This window comes from Notoacmeibacter marinus, from assembly GCF_002238045.1.
GTDB classification, from domain to species: Bacteria; Pseudomonadota; Alphaproteobacteria; order Rhizobiales; family Rhizobiaceae; genus Notoacmeibacter; species Notoacmeibacter marinus.
Genome location: NZ_NBYO01000003.1, coordinates 378662 through 402898, shown reverse-complemented (window position 1 = coordinate 402898; position 24237 = coordinate 378662). Strand labels below are relative to the sequence as shown.

Here is a 24237-nt window from a genome sequence, read left to right as displayed (position 1 = left end):
CGATGTTCGCTATTCGAACCGTTCCGGCAGCCGGTCGTCATCCGCCAGATCGGAGAATTTCGTGAACTCGCCCTCGAATGCCAGATCGACCGTACCTGTCGGGCCATGGCGCTGCTTGGCGATGATCAGTTCCGCCTTGCCGCGCACGCGGTCGAATTTCTGCTGCCATTCCTCATGTTCCGGCGTGCCGAATTCGGGTTCGCGGTTCTGCAGGTAATATTCGTCGCGATAGACGAACAGCACCACGTCGGCGTCCTGCTCGATCGAGCCGGATTCGCGGAGATCGGAGAGTTGCGGGCGCTTGTCGTCGCGCGATTCCACCTGACGCGACAGCTGGGAAAGCGCGATGATGGGCGTGTTCAGCTCCTTGGCGAGCGCTTTCAGCCCGGTTGTGATTTCGGTCAGTTCCTGCACCCGGTTGCCCTGGCTCTTGCTGGAGCCCTGCATCAGCTGAAGATAGTCGATCACGATGACATCGAGACCACGCTGCCGTTTCAGCCGACGGGCTCTGGCAGCAAGGGCGGCAATGGAGATGCCGCCGGTCTGGTCGATGAAGAGCGGTGTCCGCTGCATCATTTGCGAACAGGCGATGAGCTTGTCGAAATCGGCCTCCGTGATCTCGCCGCGCCGAATCTTGGACGACGAGATGCGCGCCTGCTCGGAGATGATACGCGTGGCCAGCTGTTCGGCGCTCATTTCCAGACTGAAAAAGCCGACCACGCCGCCCTGCGCCGGTTTGACCGAACCATCCGCCTGCGGTGCCGGCTCATAAGCGGCGGCGACATTGTGGGCGATATTGGTGGCGAGCGTGGTTTTGCCCATTGCGGGACGCCCGGCCAGGATCACGAGGTCGGACGGTTGCAGGCCGCCGAGCTTTCGGTCGATGTCGATGAAGCCGGTGGAAATGCCGGATAGATGCCCGTCTCGCTGATAGGCCGCGCCGGCCATGTCGATGGCGCTTGCCAGCGCATCGGAAAAGGCTTCGAAACCGCCATCGTAGCGCCCGGTCTCGGCCAGTTCGAACAGCCGCCGTTCCGCGTCCTCGATCTGCTGTTGCGGCGGTGCGTCGACTGGCGCGTCGAAGGCCACATTGACCATCTCCTCGCCAATGCCGATCAGGGCCCGCCGTGTGGCCAGATCGTAGATGCCGCGCCCGTAATCCTCGGCGTTGATGATGGTGACGGCTTCGGCCGCAAGTCGGGCAAGATACTGGTTGACAGTCATCTCGCCAACGGTCTGATCGGCGGGCAGAAACGTTTTCAGCGTCACCGGATTGGCGCTCTTGCCCATGCGGATCAGTTCGCCGGCCACCTCGTAGATCTTGCGATGAAGCGGATCGTGAAAATGGACGGGCTTCAAAAAGTCGGAGACGCGGTAGAAGGCGTCGTTGTTGACCATAACGGCGCCCAGCAGCGCCTGCTCGGCTTCGATATTGTTCGGCGCCTGGCGGTAACCGCCATCGGCTCCGCCGCCGTCCACAGGCTGAAGATGCCGCGCCGCTTCGGCCATCGGTCGTTTCTCCTACTCGTCACGTAAGTTGTCGATTCTCTCCGATCGGAGGTGAGTCGTCTAGCATGCGCTGGCAGTGAGCGCGTCGTTAACGAGATCTGGCGACCGGAGAAATGCGCGATAGGAAAACAGCGGGAACAACGGGGATAAACCCGTCGGCCCTTTTACTCCGCGGCGCTCGATACGTCGTACCGCGATCGCGCCCCGGCTGCGCGGGTCAGTTCCCGTTCACGCTGCCCGATATAATCGCGGCTCATCGGTACGACCGTCTTGTCGCGAACGATCTGAATCTGGAACACGACCATATTGTAGAAGCGGAACGCCGCTTCGGAAGCGGCCAGATAAAGATCCCACATTCGGAAGAAGCGCTCGTCATACTCATCGAGCACCGCGTCGCGCGCCGCGTGGAAGCGCTTGCGCCATTCGGCCAGCGTATCCCCATAATGTGTGGTGAGAATTTCGACATCGGTTATGGTCAACCCGGCGCGTTCGATGGCGGACGACACTTCCGACAACGCCGGAATATAGCCGCCGGGAAAGATGTATTTGTGGATGAAGCCGGAGGTCACGTTCGGCGGTTCGCTACGGCCGATCGTATGCAGCAGCATCACCCCGTCCCGCGCCAGCAGATCGTGCGCCTTTCGGAAGAACGTCCCGTAATTGCGGATGCCGACATGCTCGAACATGCCGACCGAGACGATACGGTCATAGGTCCGGTCCAGCGTCCGGTAGTCGCGTAGTTCGAAACGGACGTCGTCGCGCCCCGCGCCCCGCGTCTTGGCAACGGCGAGCTGTTCTTCCGACAGGGTAACGCCCGTGACGTTCGCCCCGCATTCATCGGCGAGCGTCAGCGCCATGCCGCCCCAGCCGCAGCCAATGTCGAGCACGTTCATCGACGGCTCGATCATCAGCTTGGCGGCGATGTGACGCTTCTTGGCAATCTGCGCCTCTTCCAGCGACAGGTCCGGGTTCTGAAAATAGGCGCAGGAATACTGCATGTCGGCGTCGAGAAAGCGCCGATACATCGCCGGCGACAGATCGTAATGCTTCTTCACATTGCGTAGCGAAGCGGACAAACCGTTCCATTGCGACAGACGCCGCGCCGCAAACCGGGCGTAGCGCATCATGCGTGCGGGGATCGGGTAGGTTGCGGGCCGTTCGATTGGGGCGAGGAGCTGGAAGAAGTCGAGAAGATCGCCATGCTCGATGGTCACGCGCCCATCCATATAAGCTTCCGGAAAAGCGGGGTCCGGATGGACGATGATGGACATCAGAGCGCGACGATCGTGAATAGTCAGCGCGACCGTCGGCTCGCCGCCGGGTCCGAAACGGAATGTCTTTCCGCCGGGCAGCGTAGCGATCAGTGTGCCGGTCCCGATCATCCCGTCGACCAGCCTGACGATATTTCTTTCCACTATTCCGTGGACTGGACCCTTCATCATTCCGCTCCGGACCGTCCGGTCATGCCGATTGATACTTAAGGCAATTATTATGTTCGTGCTGGCGGCGGAATCAATATCGGCGCCCAGAAAGCAGAAAACCCCGGCCGATGCCGGGGTTTTCCATGTTTGAACAGCAAAAGCGAATTCAGCTGGCGTCGTCGGTTTCGCCTTCATCCGACGCCTCGGCATCCGCCACGGCTTCGTCGTCGTAGTCGGCGTCTTCCTCGAAGAACTCGTCCGGCTGCGCCGCATCGTTGATGTCTTCGCCATAGATCGCCTCGGCGCTGGTGAGGTCTTCGCCGCGCGCCTGGCGCTCGGCCTCGTCCGTCGTACGGGCGATGTTCAGCGTGATGGCGACACGCACTTCCGGATGCAGCTCGACCGGCACATCGGTCAGGCCGATGGCCTTGATCGCCTGGTTCAGATCGACCTGGCTGCGACCGACCTTGAAGCCTTCTTCCTTGAGAAGTTCGGAAATGTCGCGCGAGGAAACCGAACCGTAGAGCTGTCCGGTCTCGGCCGCGGAGCGAATGACGACCAGCGTCTTGCCGTCCAGCTCGTCGGCAACCTTCTGCGCTTCGGACTTGCGGTCTTCGTTACGCGCCTCGATTTGTGCGCGTTCGGCTTCGAAACGCGCCTTGTTGACTTCGTTCGCACGTAGCGCGCGACCGGTCGGGATAAGATAGTTGCGCGCAAAGCCCGGCTTGACGGTGACGGTGTCGCCGATGCCGCCCAGCTTGTTGACGCGTTCCAGAAGAATGACTTCCATTTGAGTTTCCTTTCGTAAGGTCGTTTTTCGTTTGTGTTTAATCCACCGGCCGCGGAGAAAGCGGCGAAGCGCGTTTCGTATCGAACAGACCGGCAATGACGAAGCCCGCCAGAAGCGGAGCGAAAAGCAGCACCGAGAGATAGGTGCCGAAGAGGATGAAGAAGCGGGCGCTATGTTGCCGGCTCCACTGGTGAAGCATGGCAAACCCGCCGACGGCGAAGCCCGCGCCGAAGGCTCCGGCGACGCCTGCCGCCAGAAAACCGGTCAATCCCGGCATGAAGCTGGCAAGGAGCGCGATCAGGAAGGGAACAAGCGCGATGCGCGGCAGGCGCAGCGAGGTCGGCCAGTCATCCTTCGGACGCATCAGTAGACCGGCCCGCCGCGCCACTTGAAGCGCTACGTAGAAATTGGACAGCAGCACGAGCACCCAACCCCAGGGCTGAACGATGGGCAGCATGTTTCGCAATAGCGCGGCCAGTTGCGCTTCGAAGCCTTCCGGCAGCGCTACATCGCCCTGGCGGTAGCTTTCCGCAAGCGCTGCGGCAACCTCGTCGGCCAACTCCAGTCCAAGGCCGTCCATCAGCGAAAGGCCAACGAACGCAAGGGCCGCGCTGCCGCAGATCGCCATCAGAATATCGGCCAGCGGAAACCAGACCAGTGTTTCGTCCGGGCCGCCAAGCTCGTTCGCCGGGCGGGCCAGCGCACCGAGCGTTCCGGCAAGGACACAGGGCAGGCAGACCAGAAGACCGATGCCGATGGCCGGCGTAACGCCGGAGAAGGCGGCGATGCCGAAAATCGCGACGGCCGATCCGCTCAACCCGGCGACAAAACCGTAGCCGAGGGTCGCGACCATGAGCGGAAACGGAGACAGCAGGGTAAGGAAGGCCATTCCGCCAAAGGGCGATGCCGCGACGAGCGCGGACGTCAGGCCGGCAAGTGCGCCGACAAGATGCGGATTGGCAAGTATCGTTTTCACGAGATCGCTGTCCTGCCTCTGGCAGTTAGGGAACGGAACGCGCCCGGTCCCAACTTCGGGTTTGGTTTGAAAGACCCACGGCGCCGGTCGCCGCAGGCGGAAGACCGCGCCGGCGAACCGGCGCGGTGTATCGTCTTACTTCACCACGTAGGGCAGAAGGCCCAGAAAGCGTGCGCGCTTGATGGCCTTGGCCAGTTCGCGCTGCTTCTTGGCGGAGACCGCCGTGATGCGGGACGGCACGATCTTGCCGCGCTCTGAAATGTAGCGCTGCAGGAGGCGAACGTCCTTGTAGTCGATCTTCGGCGCATTGGCGCCGGAGAACGGGCAGGTCTTGCGACGGCGATGGAACGGCCGGCGCGTCGGAAGCTGGTTGATATCGACCATGTCTTAAATTCCTTTCGTCGGCGTCTTAGCGGCGCGGGCCGCGGTCACGATCGCGGTCGCGTCCGCCACCACGCCCACCACGGCGATCGTTGCGATCGTCCTTGCGAAGCATCGCGGACTGGCCTTCTTCCAATTCGTCGACCTTGAGGGTGAGCGAACGGAGAATTTCTTCCGACAGGCGCTGCTGGCGCTCGACTTCCTGGACGGCTTCGGCGGGCGCGTCGATATTGAGCAGGGTGTAGTGCGCCTTGCGGTTCTTATCCATCCGGTAGGCCAGGGACTTCAGTCCCCAGCTTTCGGTCTTGCTGACCGAGCCGCCGGCATTCTCGATGATGCCGGTATATTGCTGAACGAGGTCGTCGACCTGGCTCTGGCTAAGGTCCTGGCGGGCCAGGAATACATGTTCGTAAAGGGCCATTATCGGCTTTGCCTTTCCTTCGTTTCACACCACCGGACCCGCGCGGCTAAAGCCTCTGCGACCTTTCGGAATGCCGAGAAATCGGCGGGAAAGGCGCTGCACGAAGCGGTCGAGAGCGGAGACGGGAGCGAAGGTCGGTGGACATTCCGTCACCTGCCGCCACAAAGGGCAGCCCTTCGATTAACCCCCGGCACAGGACCGGCTGAAGTGCGGCTCCATACAGAAAGACCGGCCAATGAGCAAGAGGCGGTGACGGATCATCGCCGATTTGTCCCACTCGCCCCATTTCGCCGGCGGAATGGGATGGAAGCTTTGGCGCGACGATGGCTGCCACGGCCTTTCGCTTGACCTTTGCTTCACCTTTCGGCAATCCGCAACAACAGATTGCAGACCAGTTTGCGGAGATGGCGTCACCATGGGCACAGCTTTTATCTTTCCCGGTCAGGGAAGCCAGACTGTTGGCATGGGCAAGGACCTGGCCGACGCAGTGCCCGAAGCGCGCGCCGTCTTCGACGAGGTGGACGAGGCGCTTGGCGAATCGCTCTCCAGGACGATCTGGGAAGGGCCGGAGGAAAAGCTGACTCTGACGGCCAACGCCCAGCCCGCGTTGATGGCGGTTTCGATCGCCGCGCTCCGCGCCATGCAGGCGCGCGGCCTTCTTCTGGAGAAGCGTGTCTCTTATGTCGCCGGTCATTCGCTCGGCGAATATTCCGCGCTCTGCGCGGCTGGTACGTTTTCACTGGCCGATGCGGCCCGGCTGCTGCGTATTCGCGGCGAAGCCATGCAGAAGGCCGTGCCGGTGGGCGAGGGCGCGATGGCGGCCATTATCGGCCTTGAGCAGGACGATGTCGAAGCGGTCTGCGAAGAAGCGTCTGCCGGGGGAGTCGTTCAGATCGCCAACGACAATGGCGGCGGCCAGCTCGTGATCTCCGGTGATAAGGCTGCGGTCGAACAGGCCGCGGAGCTTGCGAAGGAAAAGGGCGCCAAGCGCGCTTTGATGCTGCCGGTCTCCGCCCCGTTCCATTCCAGCCTGATGGCGCCGGCGGCCGACCGGATGCGCGCAGCGCTTGCCGATGTCACGATGAACGCGCCGACTGTGCCGTTGATCGCCAATGTCACGGTCAGCCCGTTGACCGATCCGGCCGAAATCGCAGACCGTCTGGTCGAGCAGGTCACCGGGCGCGTCCGCTGGCGTGAAACCATGCAGTGGTTTGCGGCCAACGATATCGATACGCTCTACGAGATCGGTGCCGGCAAGGTGTTGTCGGGCCTCGCCCGTCGCATCGACCGTTCGCTCACCGCGATTCCGATTGGCGGTCTGGACGATATCGAGAAGGCGCTGAACGCCCTGTCCTGAAGAGGGCCGGCTCAAACGAAAACGAGGACAATTCCATGATCGATCTCTCCGGCAAGAAAGCGCTGATCACGGGCGCATCGGGCGGTATCGGTGAAGCCATCGCCAGAAAATTCCATGCGCTTGGAGCGACGGTCGGCCTGCATGGCACCCGCGCCGAGAAGCTGGAGCAGATCGCATCCGATCTCGGCGAGCGGACGGTGGTCCTGCCGGCCAATCTGTCCGACCGCGAAGCCGTCACCCAGCTTGGCAAGGATGCCGAGGCAAAACTCCAGGGTGTGGATATCCTTGTCAATAATGCCGGCATTACGAAGGATGGCCTCTTCATCCGTATGAAGGATGATGACTGGGACCAGGTTCTGGAAATCGACCTGACCGCCACCTTCCGCCTGACACGCGAACTGACCCAGCCGATGATGAAGCGCCGCGCAGGCCGCATCGTCAACATCACCTCGATCGTGGGCGTGACCGGCAATCCCGGACAGGTCAATTACTGCGCCGCCAAAGCCGGAATGATCGGCTTCACCAAGAGCTTGGCCCAGGAAATCGCCAGTCGCGGCATTACCGTCAACGCAATCGCGCCAGGCTTCATTGAAAGCGCCATGACCGACAAGCTGAACGACAAGCAGCGCGAGGGCATCCTGTCCTCGATTCCCATGAAACGAATGGGAACGGGCGAGGAAATCGCGTCGATGACGGCGTTCCTGGCTTCCGATGCGGCAGGCTACGTGACGGGGCAGACCTTGCACGTCAATGGCGGCATGGCTATGTTCTGAGCCCGATTTACAGACCGAAACATCCTGACAATAAGACACGTTCCAACAATGCTTGCCCTTGATTAGCGGCGATAGCGCAGCTAACGAAAGCGCCAGCAGATTTTACAACTGGGGAATACCAAATGAGCGACACCGCCGAACGCGTGAAGAAGATTGTCGTCGAGCATCTCGGCGTGGAGGAGGAGAAGGTGACGATGGAAGCCTCCTTCATCGACGATCTCGGTGCCGACAGCCTCGACACGGTCGAGCTGGTCATGGCTTTCGAGGAAGAATTCGGCGTGGAAATCCCCGACGATGCCGCCGAAACGATCCTGACGGTCGGCGACGCGGTTCGTTACATCGAGAAGCAGACCGCCTGATCAAGGCGGAGGAGCCGTATTGCTTGTCGCGAAAGCCCATCGCGTAACTGGCGGCGGCATGCTGATAGCGTGAAGGTCTCCGTCCGTTATGGCGGAGACCTTTTGCATTTGGAGAGGGACAATGAGACGAGTAGTCGCAACCGGCGTCGGTATGATCTCGCCCTTCGGGGTCGGACACGAGCACACCTGGAAACAGATACTGGCCGGCAAATCCGCCGCGCGCCGTGTCGAACGTTTCGATGTCGACGATCTGGCCTGCAAGATCGCCTGTTCCATTCCGCGCGAAGGCGAGGGTGCTTATAATCCCGACGATTTCGTCGAACCGAAGGAACAGCGCAAGATCGGCGAGTTCATCACCTACGGTATCGCCGCTGCCGATCTGGCGTTGGAGGATGCCGGCTGGAAGCCACAGACCGAAGACGAAAAATGCGCCACCGGCGTGGTGATCGGCTCGGGCATTGGCGGCATCGAAGGCATTTCGGAAACCACGCTGACTTTGGAAGAGAAGGGCCCGCGCCGCGTCAGCCCGTTCTTCATTCCCGGCAATATCATCAACATGGTCTCCGGCCAGGTCTCGATCCGTCATGGACTGAAGGGGCCGAACCACGCCGTCGTGACTGCCTGCTCGACCGGCGCGCATGCCATCGGCGACGCGGCCCGCATGATCGCGCTCGGCGATGCGGACGTCATGGTCGCCGGCGGCGCCGAGGCGCCGATCACCAAATTGTCGCTTGCCGGCTTCGCCGCCTGCAAGGCGCTGTCGACCAAGTACAACGATACGCCTGAAATTGCTTCGCGCCCATGGGATAGCGACCGCGACGGCTTCGTCATGGGTGAAGGCGCAGGCATCGTCGTGCTGGAAGAACTGGAACACGCCAAGGCGCGCGGGGCGAAAATCTACGGCGAAGTGGTTGGCTACGGGCTGTCTGGCGATGCCTTTCACATCACCGCGCCGGCGGAGAATCACGAAGGCGCTTTCCGGGCGATGACGGCGGCTATGAAGCGCGCTGGAATTGAGGCGTCCGACATCGATTACGTCAATGCGCATGGCACCTCGACCATGGCCGACACGCTGGAACTGGGCGCGGTCGAGCGTCTGCTCGGCGATGCGGCGGCCAACGCCTCGATGTCGTCGACCAAGAGCGCCATCGGCCACCTTCTGGGCGCGGCAGGCGCGGTGGAAACGATTTTCAGCCTCCTCGCAATCCGCGATCAGGTTGCGCCGCCGACCATCAATCTGGACAATCCTGCGGCCGAAACCGCCATCGATCTGGTTCCGCACAAGCCGCGCGAGCGACAGATCGATGTAGCGCTCTCCAACTCCTTCGGTTTCGGGGGCACCAATGCCTGCCTGATCTTCCGGCGGCTTTCCGAATAGGCGAAGAGCAGCCGCCGGCTTGCCACATTGCCCGGGCAGGTCTGCCCGGGCAAAGACAGACAAACGAATCGGAGCGGGGATGAACGAGAGCGAAAGGCCATCCATTGCAAGCCCGGCTGCATCGAGCGAGACGGACGCCGTTCGCCCGCGCAGCCGCACGGCCCGCAACCAGTTCGTCATTTTTTTCAATTTCCTTTTCACCCTGGCCGTTCTCGCAGTCATCGGCGTGGGCGGCATGATTTGGTATTCGCTCAACGTGTTTGACCGGCCAAGCGAGCGCTCTCGTCCCGCCCTCTTCGCCGTGGAGCCGGGATCTGGCCTGTCCACCATCGCCGCCAATCTGGCGGACAGGGGGCTGATCTCCGACGCCCAGATCTTCAAGATCGCGACCCGCGCCTACGGGCTCGACGGCTCCCTCAAGGCAGGCGAATACGAAATTCCGCCAAAGGCCTCCATGCGCGACATTCTGCAGATGATGCAGCGTGGGGACGTTCTGGAATATCGGGTGACGATCCCCGAAGGATGGACCACCCACCAGGCGCTTGCCCGGATCGAAAGCAATGCGGCGCTGACCGGCGATATGCCTGAAGAGGCGCCGCCCGAGGGCAGCCTGATTGCCGATACCATCGTCTTCCAGCGCGGGCTGGACCGCCAGGCGCTGATCGACGACATGCAGCAGCGCCAGCGCGAGCTCGTTCAGCGGATATGGGAGGGGCGCGATCCCGATCTGCCCATCGAGACCGTTGAGGAGTTCGTCACGCTCGCCTCCATTGTCGAGAAGGAAACCGGCATTGCCGAAGAGCGCCCGGAAGTCGCGGCTGTTTTCGTCAACCGCCTGCGTAAGGGCATGCGCCTGCAATCCGATCCGACGATTATCTACGGCCTGTTCGGCGGCCAGGGCAAACCGGCAGATCGTCCGATCTACCGCTCCGATATCACCAAAGAAACGCCCTACAATACCTACACGATCAACGGCCTGCCGCCCGGTCCTATCGCCACGCCCGGCAAGGACGCGCTCAAGGCCGTCGCCAATCCGGCTGAAACGGACGCTCTCTATTTTGTCGCCGACGGATCGGGCGGCCACGCTTTCGCCACGACACTCGATGAGCACAACGCCAATGTCCGCGCCTGGCGGAAGATCGAGGCCGAACGCGGTATTCCAGACGATGAACTTGGACCGGTTCAGGGCGACGACCCCGTTCCCGGGCAATAGGGCGCGGGTCATGGCCCTGAAAAGCATGACAGGATTCGGATCGGCGAACGGAATGGTCGCCGAACGGCTCTTGCGTTTCGAATTGCGCGCGGTGAACGGGCGCGGGCTCGATATACGCGTTCGCCTTCCGCCGGGTTTCGATCATGTGAGTCCCGCCTTGCGGGCAGCAGCGCGCGATGCTCTGGGCCGCGGTACATTACAGGTGAACGGCGAACTGGCTGGCTCGAGCGAGGGTATTTCGATCAACCGCGAGATCCTCGACCGGCTTTGCGAGGAAGCGGGTCTGCTGGAGCAACGCGGCTTTGCGGCCGCCCGCGCCGATGCGCTGTTGGCGATGCGTGGCGTAGTCGAAATTGGCGAGCAGGCGCTGCCGGCGGATGAGGCGTCACGCCAGACGAACGATCCCGTCATCGTTGCGATATTCAAGGCGGCTCTGGACAATCTGAACGCATCGCGTAGCGAGGAAGGCGAGCGGCTGCAATCGGTCATTGCCGGTCAGATTGATCGGATCGAACAACTTGCCGTTCTGGCTGGAAACGATCCGTCGCGGCAGATCGAGGCCATCGCCGAAAAGCTTAGAGGCCAGGTCGAGGCGCTCATCGAAGCGTCCAGCACGCTTGATCCGGCGCGCCTTCATAGTGAAGCGGCGCTGCTGGCGACGAAGGCCGATATTCGCGAGGAACTCGACCGTATCGCCGCCCATTGTGCCGCGGTCCGCGAACTCTTCGAGGCCAGCGAGCCGGTCGGTCGGCGGCTCGACTTTCTGGCGCAGGAACTGGGTCGCGAATCGAACACGCTCTGTGCCAAATCCAACGCGCCCGCGCTGACCGCGATCGGCCTCGACATGAAGGTCGTCGTCGATCAGTTGCGTGAGCAGGTTCAGAACGTGGAATAACAGCCAGCGGCATGGCTTGGCCGCCAGCGGCGGGAGGACGACGATGATCGAGAGCATAGCGCGCGAGGCTGCGGCAGCGGAGCGCCGGTCCATTCCCCGCCGCGGCCTGATGCTGGTGCTGTCTTCGCCCTCCGGCGCCGGCAAATCGACGATTGCGCGCAATCTACTCGAAACCGATCCCGCTTTTCGCCTTTCTGTTTCCGTGACCACACGCAAGCGGCGCTCCAGCGAGATCGACGGCCAGCATTATCATTTCCGTTCCGTGCCGGATTTCGAAGTGATGCGCGACCGGGACGAATTGCTGGAATGGGCCGAGGTTCACGGCAATTTCTACGGCACGCCGCGCGCGCCTGCCGAAAAGGCCATCGGCGACGGCCAGGATATGCTCTTCGATATCGACTGGCAGGGCGCCCAACAGATGAAGGAGAAGGTCGGCGTCGACATGGTGTCGATCTTCATCCTGCCACCCTCCATCGACGAGTTGCGCGAGCGGCTGAAGCGCCGCGCCGAGGACAGTGACGAGGTCATCGAGACCCGCCTGCGCAATGCCCGTGCGGAAATCGCGCATTGGCGCGAATATGACTATATCGTCGTCAATGACGATCTGAACGACGCCTTCCATGAGGTGCAGGCCATCGTCACTGCCGAACGACTGCGCCGCGATCGTCGGCCCGGCCTGTTCGATTTCGTATCGGAAATGTTGAACGAAAGCGCGGTCGTCTAGCTGGACTGCCCTGCCGGGATGGCATTGGCGAGCGCGACGAACTCCTCGATGGAAAGGGTTTCGGCCCGGCGCGTGGGATCGATGCCCACACGCTCCAACAGGGCTTCGCCACCGAGTGGTTTCAACGACTGTCGCAGCATTTTCCGGCGCTGGCCGAAAGCGTGCGATGTCACCCGCTCGAGCGCGTCGAGACTGGCAGAAAGAGGCTCGGATCGCGGTTCGACGTGAACGATGCTCGATGTGACCTTGGGTGGCGGTGAGAACGCTTCCTTCGGCACGTCGAAAACGCTCACCGCCTGGCAGCGCCACCCCGTCAGAACGCCGAGCCGGCCGTAATGCTTGTCACCAGGTTGCGCGACGATGCGTTGCGCCACTTCCTTCTGAAACATCAGCGTCAGCGACGACCAGAAAGGCGGCCAGTCCTCCGATGTCAGCCAGCCGAGAAGCAGTTCCGTGCCGATATTGTAGGGCAGGTTGGCGACGATCTTCACCGGCCTGTCTGAAGTTTTGGTCAGATTGACATAGTCCAGCGCGAGCGCATCGCCAGGAACGATGGTGAGGCGGTCCGGATAGGCCTTGCCGATCTCTTCCAGCGCGGCAATGCAGCGGCTGTCGCGCTCGATGGCGATCACTTCAGCGGCATCGGCGGCGAGCAATGCTCGGGTCAGCCCGCCAGGGCCGGGGCCGATCTCGACGACCGTATGATCTTTCAGAGCACCGGCCGACCGGGCGATCTTGGCTGTCAGATTGAGGTCGAACAGAAAGTTCTGCCCAAGCGATTTCTTCGCCGCGATACCGTGCCGCTCGACGACCTGGCGAAGTGGCGGCAGACCATCCGGGCTCATGATGCCGATCCGGCGGCCATCTCCGCCGCCATGATGAGGGCGGCGACGAAACTGTCCTCGCGCGCGATGCCCGTGCCGGCAATGTCGAACGCGGTGCCGTGATCGGGCGATGTTCGGATGAAGGGCAGGCCCAGCGTCACATTGACCGTCTCATCGAACGCTAGAGCCTTGGCTGCGATGAGCGCCTGATCGTGATACATGCAGATGGCGACGTCATAGCCGGCGCGCGCGCGCTCATGAAACATGGTGTCGGCGGGCAGGGGGCCGGCAATATCGAGGCCCTCCTGTCGCAAAGCGTGGAGCACCGGCGCGATCAGATCGATCTCCTCGTGTCCCATCTTGCCGCTTTCGCCGGCGTGAGGGTTGATGCCGGAGACGGCGATGCGGGGACGGGACAGGCCGAAGCGGACCCGAAGATCGCGTTCGGTGATACGGATCGTCTGTTCCAGAAGTTCTGCCGTCAGAGCGCCCGGCACTGCGGATAGAGGGATGTGGATCGTCACCGGAACGGCGCGAAGGCTGGGCCCAGCCAGCATCATGACCGGTTGGACCTGCGCTCCCGTAGCTCTCTCGGCCAGCGCACCGAGATATTCGGTATGGCCGGGAAAGGCGAAACCGGCCTCGTAGAGCGGCGCTTTGGCGATCGGAAGCGTGACCAGCGCGGCGGCTTCGCCCGAGAGGCTTGCAGCCACCCCGCGATCGATGGATTCGACAATGCCCGTCGCATGGGCGGAGAGCGGCTCGCCGGGACAGTCGTCGAAGCGTGCTTTCAGCGGCAGAACGGGGAGCGCTCTGGCGAAAGTGGTCTCCACCTTCGTCCAGTCGTCGATCCGCTGCATCGGCACATCGACGCCCATGCGGTCAGCACGCGCCTGAAGAAAATCCGGATCGCAGAGAACGGCGAAGGCCGGCAGTCCAAGCGCTTCACGACGTCCAAAGGCGCGAAACAGCAATTCCGGTCCAATGCCGGCGGGATCGCCGCATGATACGGCAAGAGGGCGGTCAATCATGAAGCACGCTGCAGCATGCACGATCACTTGCGCTGGATATTCGCCTTCTCGCGCAATTCGGCAAGAATCTTCTCCTGCGTCTCTGCTCCCTGCCCGCTGGCATTGTCTTCAGCATCCCAGACCATCTCCGCCGCACGATCATCGGACACCGCACGTGTCCGGCAGACGGCGATGAACTCGGCGCCCCGGTCGGTCTGGCGAACCTTGGTGGTCTGACCCTGTTCCAGTCCCTTGATGTGCGAAGCCCAGTCGCCCGGCAGTTCCGGCGCCAGCTTGCGGCCGAGGTTACGAACGGTCACATCCATCAAGCCTCTGGCGAACTCCGGCGTGCTCTCGCAGTTCTGGAAGCGCTGGCGCATGGCCTCGGCTTCCTTCGTGCGCGCGGCAAGGCGGCTGCCGCGTTCGGCCTGCGGGACCACGAAGATGACCTGCTGCAGGATGTATTCCGTAGCCGTCGGCTTTTCGCCGCCCCGCGCCAGGATCTTCTTGGTGATATCATTGTCGTCCTTGCGCTTTTCCGCCGCAAGGCGTGCCCGGACATACTGTCCCCAGCCCATTTGGGTGCGGATGAATTCCTTGTAGTGCTGCGCAGTCACGCCAGACTGGCCCAACACTTGGGTCAACTGTGCAGCCGTCAGCTTGTTGCTCTTGGCGAAGCGCGCAAAATAGGCGTCGACTTCGGCATCGGCGATGCGGATTCGGGTGCTCTCCCACGCCGACCGCTTCAGCGCGTCCTCGATCAGTTCTTCTTCGGCCATCTTACGCAGATTGCCCTTCTTGCGCTGAAGCTTCAGAAAGGCGGTCCGCTTTGCGATATCGTAGCTCGTGATCGGCACTTTGTTGACCACGAGTTTGATCTGGCTGGCGACCGCCGTCTGCGGCATGGCCAGCGGCGTAAGGCAGCACAGGGCAAGGCTCAGCGCGAATGCGGCGATATATCTATGGTGGCGAAACATGGCGGCTCCGGCGTTGATCGTCTGGCATCTATCGAAAAGTCGGCGCTTTAGACGCTTCACCGATGCCCAGTTTATGCGGCGAAAGCATGGTTGGACGGGTTGTAGGCGCCTATTGGTCGAAACTTGGGCGAGCGTCTTTTCCAATATCCACGAGAGTGCGGAATGACATGTAGACCTTGAAATTGTGCTGCATATCCGTCGAACCGCTCCGCGTCATCGTATAAGCGCCCGCCAGGATATAGCAGAGATCTTCGTAGGATAGGCCAGCCGTCGCGGTCGAAATGTAGTCCTGATCGAAATTGTAGGCCGCCTTTGCAAAGGCCGTCCAATGTTCTGCGAAGTTCAACGAGGCTGCGCCGCTCAGCTCTTCGTTGCGGTCGTAGAGGCCATAGCCCGGTTGCGCGGCGATGGAACTGTAACCCACACCTGCGCTCCACTTGTCCGAAACATAGGAGACGCGCGCGGCTATCCGGTCCGGGTCGCCATCATCCTTGCTGATGCGGGTATCGACGCTGGCCTGAAAGCCGTTCGGCGCGCTGATGCTCAGCTGGGCGACGATATCGGAGATGTCATCCTGCAACCCGGAAAATGCGCCGGACTGAACGAGACCGGGTTGGGCGAAGGGGTTCTCGCCGGCCAGGTGATAGGATTGGCCGATAAGGGCGTTCGCTGTCCAGCCATTGTCGAACGTGCCGACATAGCGCAGTCCCACATTGGCCCGGGTGCCGCCTTCCATGCGGTCGAGGCCGCTGAACTTGTCGATGTCGAAGAGATTGGCCGCTGTGAAGGTCAAAGCCTGCGCATCCTCGTTCGGCAGGCCGAACGAGGACTGATAGGCGGCGTCCGGCCGTACGATGAGCTGTCCGACAGGTTCGACGACATGGGACGATCCGGCTGCGGAGAAAAGAAGCGGATAGCTGACCTGGATCGCTGCGGTCGCCATGCCGCGGGCGATGAACTCGCGCTCTTCGAAGCTTGTGCCCTGATTGGCCGCCAGCGTGCTCATGGCCGATTGCGTGCTGCCGGAGAACTCGGTGCCGATGAGGTCGGCGCGTCCCGACAGAAGCGGCGTTATCACCAGCCCCTGATCGGTGATGAACTGCCGCCGCCATGTGCTCTCCGCGGTCAGGCGGCTGGATAGGCCTTCCGGCCCGGGCACACCGACCAGTGCCGTGTCGGCCTCATTGTCGTATGTCCGCAACCGCTCGCGATAGATCGTCCGGCTATTGACCCGCGTGCGGACTTCGCCTCCGGCAATATCCTCGTCCACGCGGCGATAATCGGCGCTGGGCAGGAACCAGGGTTGGCTCCGGTGACGGGACGAAACCTCGTCATCCTTTACCGATTCCTGGATCTGGAACCGTCCAGCGCGAAGATCGAGCCAATTGCGGTCATTGCTACCCTCAAGCCATACCTCCGATGCACGTTCGGACTGTGTATATCCATCGACATTGTACAGCTTGGAGAAATATTTGTCGGTCTGCGCCAGAACGTCCCAACCGAACACGAAATTCTTGTTGAGCGTGAACTGGCCTTTCGTTCCAACCATCGCCCGCCATTCGCGGCCTCGGCTAATATTATCCTCGCCGAACGCCGACGGGTCCAATTGGCGGATGGCCGCCGCCGAAATGGAGGCGTAGCCGTTTTCGAACCGGCGCGCGTAGAAGCCGGACAGGAGCAGACCCTGCTTCGAATAGACTGCCGGTCGAATGATCGCTTCGGAGGAGGGCGACAGCGCGAAATAGTAGGGCACGCCGAGGGAAAAGCCGAGATTTCCCGATCTGCCGAATGTCGGAAAGAGAAAGCCGCTCTTGCGTTTTACGGTCGGATCGTCAGTGGTGAAGCTGCCGACACGAAACAGCGGCACACCCAGAAATTCGAATGTCGCGTCGTCAAAGGTGACGGTTTTCTCTTCACCGTCCCAGATGACACGGCGGCTTTTGATCCGCCAGATGGGCGCCTTGTCGGGGTTTTCTTCACAGGGCTCGCAGGCCGTATAGACCGCCGAATTGAAGATCGTGACATCGCCGGGCTGACGAACGGCGCTCTGGGCGCCAAAATAGGTCTTGTTGGGTGTCGTCACCCGCAGTGCATTGACGAAGCCATTGGCGAAATCGTCGGTAATGTCGAGAGCAGCTGCGTTGATGATCGTTCCGTCGGGCTGGATCAGTTCGACATTGCCAACGGCTTGAAGTTTCTCGCCTTTTTGATCGTAGATCACCCGGTCCGCGACAATGGAATTGCCTCGATAGAAGATCCGGACGGCCCCCTGGACTGTGACGATGCCGCTATCGATATCGTATTCCAGAACATTGGCTTCGATCAGCATGCGTTCCGGATCGGGGGCGCCGAGCGCGGTAGCCAGATTAACGTCCGACGCGCCGCCGCCCGTATCGGCGGACAAGGCCGGGCCGGCCAACGCGCTAGTAAGCAGTAGCGCGGCCAGAGCCCGCACTGCCGAACGCGTCCTATCACGCCGAACCCACACTCAGCCGTCCTCCCTCTGGATAAGGAAAGCAGTTCCCATAAGTCCCGCCACCAAAATCGGCACCCACACCGCGATGGCAGGCGCAATAAGCCCCGCACTGCCGAACCCATCCGACAGTACCGAGACGACATAAAGCAGAAAGCCAGCGGCGACGCCACCAGCCAGAGCTCGTAAAACAGGCCCGGTGCGTTCGAATTTCACGGCGACTGTTGCAGCAAAGATAACCATGACGATCAATGTGATGGGTTTGGCGAGCAATTGATGCATGCGGGTGCGCAGCGGAGCGATGCTTGCCCCACGCGCCATGGCGTCCCGTTCAGCGGCAGGAATGTCGGTCAGCGCGAGGCGGCGGGGATCCACCTCCCTCGGTTTAAGCCGGGCCGGGGTGACCTGCGTCGCAAAGTCCAGTTCGTCCCGGCGAATCATGCGGTTGCCAATAGGCCTTTCGAAGACATCGTTGAGAATCATTCGATCGCCTTCGATGACGGCCCGATCCGCGTCAATTCGCCGTTTTACGCGGCCGTCTTCGCCAATATCCAGCACTGTGACCTCATAGATCGCATCGGGTGCGGAGCCCTCTACCGTACCTCCGATCACCCGGGTGCCCTGATCGTTGCGTTCGCGAAGCCAGAGTGAACGGCGCTCGCCGATCGCCGCGCTTTTCTGGCCCGTCGCGAGAGCGATCCATTGCGTGGAGTAGGTCGTCAACGGTCCGATCAATAGAACCGTGACGACCCCGACCAGAAATGCGCCGGCGATGGCCGGCGAAACGAACTGCCACACACTCATGCCGCCGGCTCGTGCCACCACGAGTTCCAGCCGCCGATTGAGCGACGAAAAATGCATGACCGCGGCCAGCAGGATGACGAAGGGGACGATGTCGGAGACGAGTTGGAGGATACGGTTGCCGGTAATGCCGACAAGAATCGCGGTCGTCACGCTCTCCCGATCGCCGTAACGGTCGGCAACTTCGACGAAATCGACGATGAACGCGAGGGCCAGCGCGATCACTGCCAGAACGGCGACGCTCTTCAGGAAATGCCGGAACATGTAGCGCTGGAGGAGAAGAACCTTCATGCCGGCTGCGCCTTTTGTCGAAGGGACAGGCGCGGCAGCGACAGGCCGCCGAACAATAAGCGGCCCGACATGAAGACCCAGAGGAAGAGAACGAGTCCCGCTATGGGAATAATGTAGATGAAGGGTATCAGGTTCGGCGATCCCGTGGCGGCGTCCTCGACCGTAAAGCCCATCCAGCGAATGAGAAGGGCAAGCAGAAGAGGCGGCACGATGCCCATACCCTGGCTGCGGTTTGTCCGGGGCTGCCCAAGTGCGGCGAGCGCGAGCGCCGCGAAGGTGAAGCAGTAGATCCACGAAGTCAGCCGCACATGCAGTTCCTTGCGATAGGATTCGGGCGTGTCACGGTAGGGTGGGCGAATCGGTTCGAGCCCGGCCAGCAGGGAGAACGGCGCTTCCTTGTTGCCGAAGGAAACGCCCTTATCGCCGGTGCCGGTAAAATCGTAGAGGCTGATACCGTAGCGGTCGAAATTGATGATCGATACATCCGCGCCCTTGCCGCGTTGGATCTGGCCGTTGCGCAGCGACAGGATCGGTTCGGCGCGCTGTTTGTCGACAACCGCCTTGTCGGCATAGATCAGACTCGGTTCCTCGGGCTTGCGCTTGTCGGCAATGAGAATCGAAGTGAGCTGGCCCTCTGCGTCCCTCGCGCCAATCTGAATGGTTATACCGCCGGGCAGGGTACGGCTGCTGTTTTCCTGAAGCGCGAAGAGAATGAGTTCGGCGCTCGATTCGGCGATCAACGTACGCACTTCCCGCCAGCTCGCCGGCGAAACGACGTTCTGGATATACGCTGCAAGGGCCGCGCAGATCAAAGCGACGGTGAAGACAGGCCGCAGCAATTGACGTCGCCCGCCACCGGAATTGGCGATCACCGCCAGTTCGCTGTCGCGATTCATGGCTTGTAGGGTCAGGGCGACAGCAATGGCGAGCGCGAACGGCAAAGTGTCGGGCACGACGCCGGGCAAAAGAAGCGAGGCGACCTTGATGAACACAAGGCCGCTGCCATTGTCGGTCACCAGTTCGAGCCGGCCGATGGCTTCGGTCGTCCAGACGATGCCAAGGCTTAACGCCAGCGTGATCAGCACGGTCTTGGCAATTCGCACGGCGATGTAACGATTGAGAATGTTCATAAGCGCCTAGCGTGAGGACCCAAACCGGTCGGCTTTTCGCCAATTTGACCGCAAATGGCAAATGGCGTGACAAGAAGCGTGGTTAACAGGCGGCGAATGCTTTTGGCCCGTTGCATAAGCGCCCCAGCTTGTGTCTTGTGCCGCCGAGAACATCAGGATTGTGCCTGGGCAAAAGCCGCTCCGCCCTTGCCTAAAGGTTGGCGCTGACCAGATGATCGAACGGCTCTCGCAAATTGGTCCGATCAGAAAGGTCACGCTCCACAATGTCGCTTCGTCCGCAGATTCGTTTCGCACCGTTTTCAACACCAACTGAAGGCTGTGTCATTCTTCTGGCTGGCGACGGCGGTGCTTTTTCCGATCGCGCAAGGGAAGGCGATCCCGACGGCGTGCTCGATCGCGCAACCGCCGAAGCGAAGTTCAAGGGCAAGCTGGCGGCCAAGCTCGATCTGCTTTTGCCGTCCGGCACGAACTATTCCCGGATCGTCGCCATTGGCATCGGCCCCGCTGACAAAAGGCAGGAGCACGATTTCATCCGCATCGGCGGCGCGGCCTACGCGGCGCTCCGCGCCGGACAGGCGGCGACGGCGGTGCTCGATGCGCCCGATGGTCCATGTTCGGTCGAAGAGGTCATGCGTTTCGCCATGGGGTTCTTTCTGCGTTCCTACAGTTTCGATACCTACAAGACGAAGAAGAAGCCGGATGAGGACGAGAAGGCCGATACGCCGGTCGAACTGACCGTCCAGTGCGCCGATCCCGATGCCGCCGAAGCGGCCTGGAAGGGTTATCGCGGCGTCGCCGAAGGGGTGCTGGCCGCGCGCGAAGTCGTCGACCTGCCGGCCAATGTGCTCGGGCCCGTCGAGTTCGCCGAAAAGGCGCAGAAGCTGTCCGAGCAGGGCGTTGAAATCGAAATCCTCGGCTGGGACGAGATGGAGGCGCTCGGCATGGGCGCGCTGCTCGGCGTGTCGCAGGGGTCGGAGCGTCCACCCCGTCTGGTCGTCATGCGCTGGAATGGCGGGGCCGATGGCGAAAAGCCCATCGCCTTCATCGGCAAGGGCGTGGTGTTCGACACGGGCGGCATCTCCATCAAGCCGGCCGGCGGCATGGAAGACATGAAGGGCGATATGGGCGGCGCCGCGGCGGTCTATGGGCTGATGCACGCGCTTTCCGCAAGAAAGGCCAAGGCCAATGTGGTCGGCGTGATCGGCCTGGTTGAAAACATGCCGGACGGCAAGGCCCAGCGCCCCGGCGACATCGTCACATCGATGAGCGGCCAGACCATCGAGGTCATCAACACCGATGCCGAAGGCCGGCTCGTTCTCGGCGACGCGCTCCATTACGTCCGCGACCGGTTCGACCCGGCATTCATGATCGATCTGGCGACGCTGACGGGCGCGGTCATCATTGCGCTCGGCAACGATCATGCCGGCCTCTTCTCAAATGACGATTCGCTGGCCGAACGATTGGCGCAGGCCGGACGCGCCACCAATGAAAAGGTCTGGCGGCTGCCGCTGGGCGAAGCCTATGACAAGCTGATCGATAGCAAGAATGCCGATATGAAGAACACGGGCGGCCGCCAGGCTGGTTCGATCACTGCCGCCCAGTTCCTCAAGCGTTTCGTGGGCGAGACGCCCTGGGCGCATATCGATGTGGCCGGCACGGCCATGGGCTCCCCGAAAAACGAGATTTCCAGCGGTTGGGCATCTGGCTTCGGGGTGCGTCTGCTCGACCGCCTGGTGCGCGACCATTACGAAAAGCACGAGGGCTGATAGCGGGGCGGATGGCGGAGATCTGGTTTTATCATCTGACCGATTCGACGCTGCACGCCGCACTGCCCATGCTGCTGGAAAAAAGCTTGGCGCGCGGCTGGCGCGCGGCTGTCGAGGTGCCGGACGAACGCCTGCGCGACGCGCTCGATGCGCATTTGTGGACGTTTCGGGACGAATCCTTTCTGGCGCATGGCACCGATGTGGCGAAGAATATGGCGGCCAGCGATCAGCCGATCGTGCTCACGACGGGCCGTGACAACCCAAACGGAGCACAAATCCGCTTTCTTGGCGGCGGCGCCATGCCGGCAGACGGCCTGGACGCTTATGAGCGCGTCGTCCTGATGTTCGACGGCCATGACGAAGCGCAAAAGGCCGATGCGCGCGCGGCCTGGAAGCGCCTGAAGGGCGAGGGCCAGGACGTCACCTATTGGAAACAGGGTGAAGGCGGCCGTTGGGCGAAGATGGCATGACGCGCGACGGAGATTTCGAGGCTCGACGGCAGGCTGCGCGCGACCGGCTCGATGCCGACGATCCCGCGATGAAGGCCGAACGTGACGATACCAGCCGGTCCGGCTTCTTCGCCAATGTGTATGAGAAAGCGCAGGGCGATGCCGCCGCCGTACCGTGGGCCGATCTGGAGCCCAAACCGCAGCTCTTGAACTGGCTGGCCGAACATCCGGGGCAGGGGCGCCGCGCCATCGATGTCGCCTGCGGCCTTGGCGACAATGCGGCTGCGCTGGCCGATGCAGGCTATGATACGACCGCCTTCGACTATACCGAAAAGGCCGTGAACTGGGCGAGGCGCCGCTTTCCGGTCAAACCGGTCGACTGGCAGGTCGCGGACTTGCTAAACCTGCCTGCGAACTGGCGTGGCGCGTTCGATCTGGTTCATGAATGCTATACGGTGCAGTCCGTCCCGCCGGAGCGCCACGCCGAATTCAGTGCGGCCATCGCCTCGCTGGTTGCGCCGGGCGGCACCCTGCTCGTCTATGCCCGGTCGCGGAAGGAAGACGAACAGACCGATGGCCCGCCCTGGCCGTTGACGCCGTCCGAACTCGATCTCTATGCCGCATCCGGCCTGAAACGCGAGGCGTCCGACAGTTTCGACATCGTCCGCCCGGACAAGACCATTCCGCATCGCTTCGATGTGTGGCGCAGAGCCGGCTAGTCCGGCGATCGGCTGTGAGCGTCCCTCATGGCGTCGGCCAGTGCCTGCCATGGTGCAATGTCCCAGTAACGCCGGGCCTGGCCGGAGGGCGATGGCAGCGCCCATAGCTGCGTGGTGCCGATCCGCCGCTCCAGGCGGCCCGTTACAAACTGGCCGGTGGGGCGGTCCAGAAAGACAGATGCGGCCGTCTTGCTGGTGAAGGCCAGATGGACCGGCTGGAACTGTCGGATCTTCGCTTCGAGCGCGGCAGCATCGAAGCCTGAAACGGGCAGTTCCGCATCCTGCCCGAAATGGGTCTTGCACAGATCGGTCAGGCCGATCCCGTAATCGAGAACCCGCCTGTAGGCCGCCGGGGGCAGGCGTTCGGGCGTCACGCCAACATCGTGAAGGGTGCGCCAGAAATAATTGCCTGAATTGGCGTAATAGGCGCGCCGCTTGGCGGAGATGCGACCGAGCGCCGTGCCGCAGAACACCACGGCAAGGCCCGGCGCCAGAACGTCCTCGATCAGAGGCGACGGCGAGGCCATCGTCAGACTGGCAGGCCGTTCGTCCTGCGAACGTCGAGAATGTCGTTCATCACCTCGTCCGACAGTCTGAGGTCGGCCGCGTCCAGCGCATTTTCGAGCTGCTCGCTCGACGTGGCTCCGAAAATCACGCTCGTCATGAAAGGACGGCTGGCGGCGAAGGCCAGCGCCATCTGCGCCGGATCGAGCCCATGGCGCCGCGCCAGCGCATTATAGGCCTCCATCATCTTCAGGCCCTGCGGCACGAAACGGCCGCCGAGCCCGTCATTGATCGAGGCGCGCGATCCCGCCGGCACGTCCCCGCCATCATATTTGCCGGACAGCATGCCGCAGGCGATGGGCGAAAAGGCCAGCAGCCCGACATCCTCGTGATGGGCGATCTCCGCCAGATCGGTATCGAAGAGCCGGTTGAGCAGGCTGTATTCGTTCTGCACGGACGCGATGCGCGGCAGGCCCCGCTCTTCGGCCAGACGCAGCATGCGCATGATGCCCCAGGCGGTGTCGTTGGACACGCCCAGCGCGCGCATCTTGCCTTCGCGGATCAGTTCGTCCGCGGTCTTCAGAACGTCCAGGAAGTGGTCCAGCTCGGTCTGCGTATTCTGATCCGACGGATCGTAGGTCCAGTGCTGGCGAAAATGGTAGGAGCCGCGATTGGGCCAGTGCAGCTGATAGAGATCGACATAATCGGTGCGCAGCCGCCTGAGCGATCCGTCCAGCGCCTCGCGCATCGTCCTGCCGGAGATCGGCGCGCCGCCGCGCGGCGCTTCGGCGCCTTCGCCGATGATCTTGGACGCCAGAACCACCCGGTCGCGCTTGCCGCTCTTGGCCCACCAGGTTCCGATGAATTCCTCGGTGCGGCCCAGCGTATCGGGCGAGCGGGGCGTGGTCGGATACATCTCCGCGGTATCGAAGAAATTGACGCCGCGCTCCATCGCGCGGTCCATCTGGCCGTGGGCTTCGGCTTCGGAGTTCTGGCTGCCCCAGGTCATGGTACCGAGACAGAAATGGGAGACGGTGATGCCGGTGCGGCCAAGCTGTTTGGATTTCATGAAAGCTTTTTGTATTCCGATCGCGTT

24 protein-coding genes are annotated in these 24237 nt (G+C 62.1%); 10 read left to right on the top strand and 14 right to left on the bottom strand.

The annotated features are described in order from the left end of the window. Nucleotides 1-9: 9 nt before the first annotated feature. From B7H23_RS14275 to rpsF, 6 genes are all read right to left on the bottom strand, one after another. Entirely contained in the window at nucleotides 10-1509 is a 1500-nt protein-coding gene (locus tag B7H23_RS14275; protein ID WP_094078109.1) for a replicative DNA helicase, read from the bottom strand. Between the two features lie 164 nt (nucleotides 1510-1673). Continuing rightward, nucleotides 1674-2948, bottom strand: coding sequence for an SAM-dependent methyltransferase (locus B7H23_RS14270; protein WP_476703829.1), 1275 nt, complete (start codon nucleotides 2946-2948; stop codon nucleotides 1674-1676). Between the two features lie 148 nt (nucleotides 2949-3096). Then, the gene (rplI, locus tag B7H23_RS14265) at nucleotides 3097-3720 is read right to left on the bottom strand and encodes a 50S ribosomal protein L9 (RefSeq protein WP_094078108.1); all 624 of its coding nucleotides are present in this window, start codon (nucleotides 3718-3720) and stop codon (nucleotides 3097-3099) included. 37 nt (nucleotides 3721-3757) lie between these two features. Further along, nucleotides 3758-4696 carry a DUF2232 domain-containing protein gene (locus B7H23_RS14260; protein ID WP_094078107.1) on the bottom strand — a complete coding sequence of 313 codons (939 nt, stop codon included), beginning with the start codon at nucleotides 4694-4696 and terminating at the stop codon, nucleotides 3758-3760. A gap of 135 nt (nucleotides 4697-4831) precedes the next feature. Further along, a complete protein-coding gene (gene rpsR, locus B7H23_RS14255) occupies nucleotides 4832-5080 on the bottom strand; it encodes a 30S ribosomal protein S18 (protein ID WP_094078106.1) in 249 nt (82 codons plus the stop codon). A 25-nt stretch (nucleotides 5081-5105) separates the two neighbouring features. After that, complete coding sequence (gene rpsF / locus B7H23_RS14250) at nucleotides 5106-5498, bottom strand: 30S ribosomal protein S6 (protein ID WP_094078105.1); 393 nt, start codon at nucleotides 5496-5498, stop codon at nucleotides 5106-5108. Between the two features lie 415 nt (nucleotides 5499-5913). On the opposite strand from rpsF, the gene fabD reads away from it, so the two are divergent. From fabD to gmk, 7 genes are all read left to right on the top strand, one after another. After that, nucleotides 5914-6855, top strand: a complete 942-nt coding sequence (gene fabD / locus B7H23_RS14245; RefSeq protein ID WP_094078104.1) for an ACP S-malonyltransferase — start codon at nucleotides 5914-5916, stop codon at nucleotides 6853-6855. 35 nt (nucleotides 6856-6890) lie between these two features. Beyond that, complete coding sequence (gene fabG / locus B7H23_RS14240; protein ID WP_094078103.1) at nucleotides 6891-7628, top strand: 3-oxoacyl-[acyl-carrier-protein] reductase; 738 nt, start codon at nucleotides 6891-6893, stop codon at nucleotides 7626-7628. A gap of 122 nt (nucleotides 7629-7750) precedes the next feature. Beyond that, on the top strand, nucleotides 7751-7987 hold the full coding sequence (locus B7H23_RS14235; RefSeq protein ID WP_094078102.1) for an acyl carrier protein: 237 nt from the start codon (nucleotides 7751-7753) through the stop codon (nucleotides 7985-7987). Between the two features lie 121 nt (nucleotides 7988-8108). Further along, the gene (gene fabF / locus B7H23_RS14230; protein WP_094078101.1) at nucleotides 8109-9365 is read left to right on the top strand and encodes a beta-ketoacyl-ACP synthase II; all 1257 of its coding nucleotides are present in this window, start codon (nucleotides 8109-8111) and stop codon (nucleotides 9363-9365) included. 79 nt (nucleotides 9366-9444) lie between these two features. After that, a complete protein-coding gene (mltG, locus tag B7H23_RS14225) occupies nucleotides 9445-10578 on the top strand; it encodes an endolytic transglycosylase MltG (protein WP_094078100.1) in 1134 nt (377 codons plus the stop codon). 10 nt (nucleotides 10579-10588) lie between these two features. Next, nucleotides 10589-11473, top strand: a complete 885-nt coding sequence (locus B7H23_RS14220) for a YicC/YloC family endoribonuclease (protein WP_173861920.1) — start codon at nucleotides 10589-10591, stop codon at nucleotides 11471-11473. 43 nt (nucleotides 11474-11516) lie between these two features. Then, complete coding sequence (gene gmk, locus B7H23_RS14215) at nucleotides 11517-12197, top strand: guanylate kinase (protein ID WP_240535121.1); 681 nt, start codon at nucleotides 11517-11519, stop codon at nucleotides 12195-12197. Here gmk and rsmA read toward each other — a convergent pair. The 6 genes from rsmA to B7H23_RS14185 all read right to left on the bottom strand — a co-directional run bounded on the left by rsmA (nucleotide 12194) and on the right by B7H23_RS14185 (nucleotide 19703). Then, nucleotides 12194-13045, bottom strand: a complete 852-nt coding sequence (gene rsmA, locus B7H23_RS14210; protein ID WP_173861928.1) for a 16S rRNA (adenine(1518)-N(6)/adenine(1519)-N(6))-dimethyltransferase RsmA — start codon at nucleotides 13043-13045, stop codon at nucleotides 12194-12196. The two genes, gmk and rsmA, sit on opposite strands and share 4 nt — an antisense overlap. Beyond that, nucleotides 13039-14052 carry a 4-hydroxythreonine-4-phosphate dehydrogenase PdxA gene (gene pdxA / locus B7H23_RS14205; RefSeq protein ID WP_094078412.1) on the bottom strand — a complete coding sequence of 338 codons (1014 nt, stop codon included), beginning with the start codon at nucleotides 14050-14052 and terminating at the stop codon, nucleotides 13039-13041. The genes rsmA and pdxA overlap by 7 nt, the downstream gene beginning before the upstream one ends. Nucleotides 14053-14075: 23 nt before the next feature. Next, a complete protein-coding gene (locus tag B7H23_RS14200) occupies nucleotides 14076-15008 on the bottom strand; it encodes a SurA N-terminal domain-containing protein (RefSeq protein WP_094078098.1) in 933 nt (310 codons plus the stop codon). Nucleotides 15009-15117: 109 nt separating this feature from the next. Continuing rightward, complete coding sequence (locus B7H23_RS14195) at nucleotides 15118-17496, bottom strand: LPS-assembly protein LptD (protein ID WP_143534781.1); 2379 nt, start codon at nucleotides 17494-17496, stop codon at nucleotides 15118-15120. Further along, nucleotides 17497-18573 carry an LptF/LptG family permease gene (locus B7H23_RS14190; RefSeq protein WP_094078096.1) on the bottom strand — a complete coding sequence of 359 codons (1077 nt, stop codon included), beginning with the start codon at nucleotides 18571-18573 and terminating at the stop codon, nucleotides 17497-17499. Then, nucleotides 18570-19703 carry an LptF/LptG family permease gene (locus B7H23_RS14185; protein WP_094078095.1) on the bottom strand — a complete coding sequence of 378 codons (1134 nt, stop codon included), beginning with the start codon at nucleotides 19701-19703 and terminating at the stop codon, nucleotides 18570-18572. Before B7H23_RS14185 ends, B7H23_RS14190 begins: the two co-directional genes overlap by 4 nt. A 263-nt stretch (nucleotides 19704-19966) precedes the next feature. Between B7H23_RS14185 and B7H23_RS14180 the strand changes: the two genes are divergently transcribed. Genes B7H23_RS14180 through B7H23_RS14170 form a run of 3 tightly spaced genes read left to right on the top strand, consistent with a single transcriptional unit; the run spans nucleotide 19967 to nucleotide 22637 of the window. Further along, nucleotides 19967-21469, top strand: coding sequence for a leucyl aminopeptidase (locus B7H23_RS14180; RefSeq protein WP_094078094.1), 1503 nt, complete (start codon nucleotides 19967-19969; stop codon nucleotides 21467-21469). 11 nt (nucleotides 21470-21480) lie between these two features. Beyond that, nucleotides 21481-21939: a DNA polymerase III subunit chi gene (locus B7H23_RS14175; protein WP_094078093.1), complete on the top strand. Its 459-nt coding sequence runs from the start codon at nucleotides 21481-21483 to the stop codon at nucleotides 21937-21939. Next, nucleotides 21936-22637, top strand: a complete 702-nt coding sequence (locus tag B7H23_RS14170) for a class I SAM-dependent methyltransferase (protein ID WP_094078092.1) — start codon at nucleotides 21936-21938, stop codon at nucleotides 22635-22637. The genes B7H23_RS14175 and B7H23_RS14170 overlap by 4 nt, the downstream gene beginning before the upstream one ends. Here the strand turns inward: B7H23_RS14170 and B7H23_RS14165 are convergent. Beyond that, a complete protein-coding gene (locus B7H23_RS14165) occupies nucleotides 22634-23164 on the bottom strand; it encodes a mismatch-specific DNA-glycosylase (RefSeq protein ID WP_094078091.1) in 531 nt (176 codons plus the stop codon). The two genes, B7H23_RS14170 and B7H23_RS14165, sit on opposite strands and share 4 nt — an antisense overlap. A gap of 2 nt (nucleotides 23165-23166) precedes the next feature. Continuing rightward, entirely contained in the window at nucleotides 23167-24210 is a 1044-nt protein-coding gene (locus B7H23_RS14160; RefSeq protein ID WP_094078090.1) for an aldo/keto reductase, read from the bottom strand. Nucleotides 24211-24237: the final 27 nt, after the last annotated feature.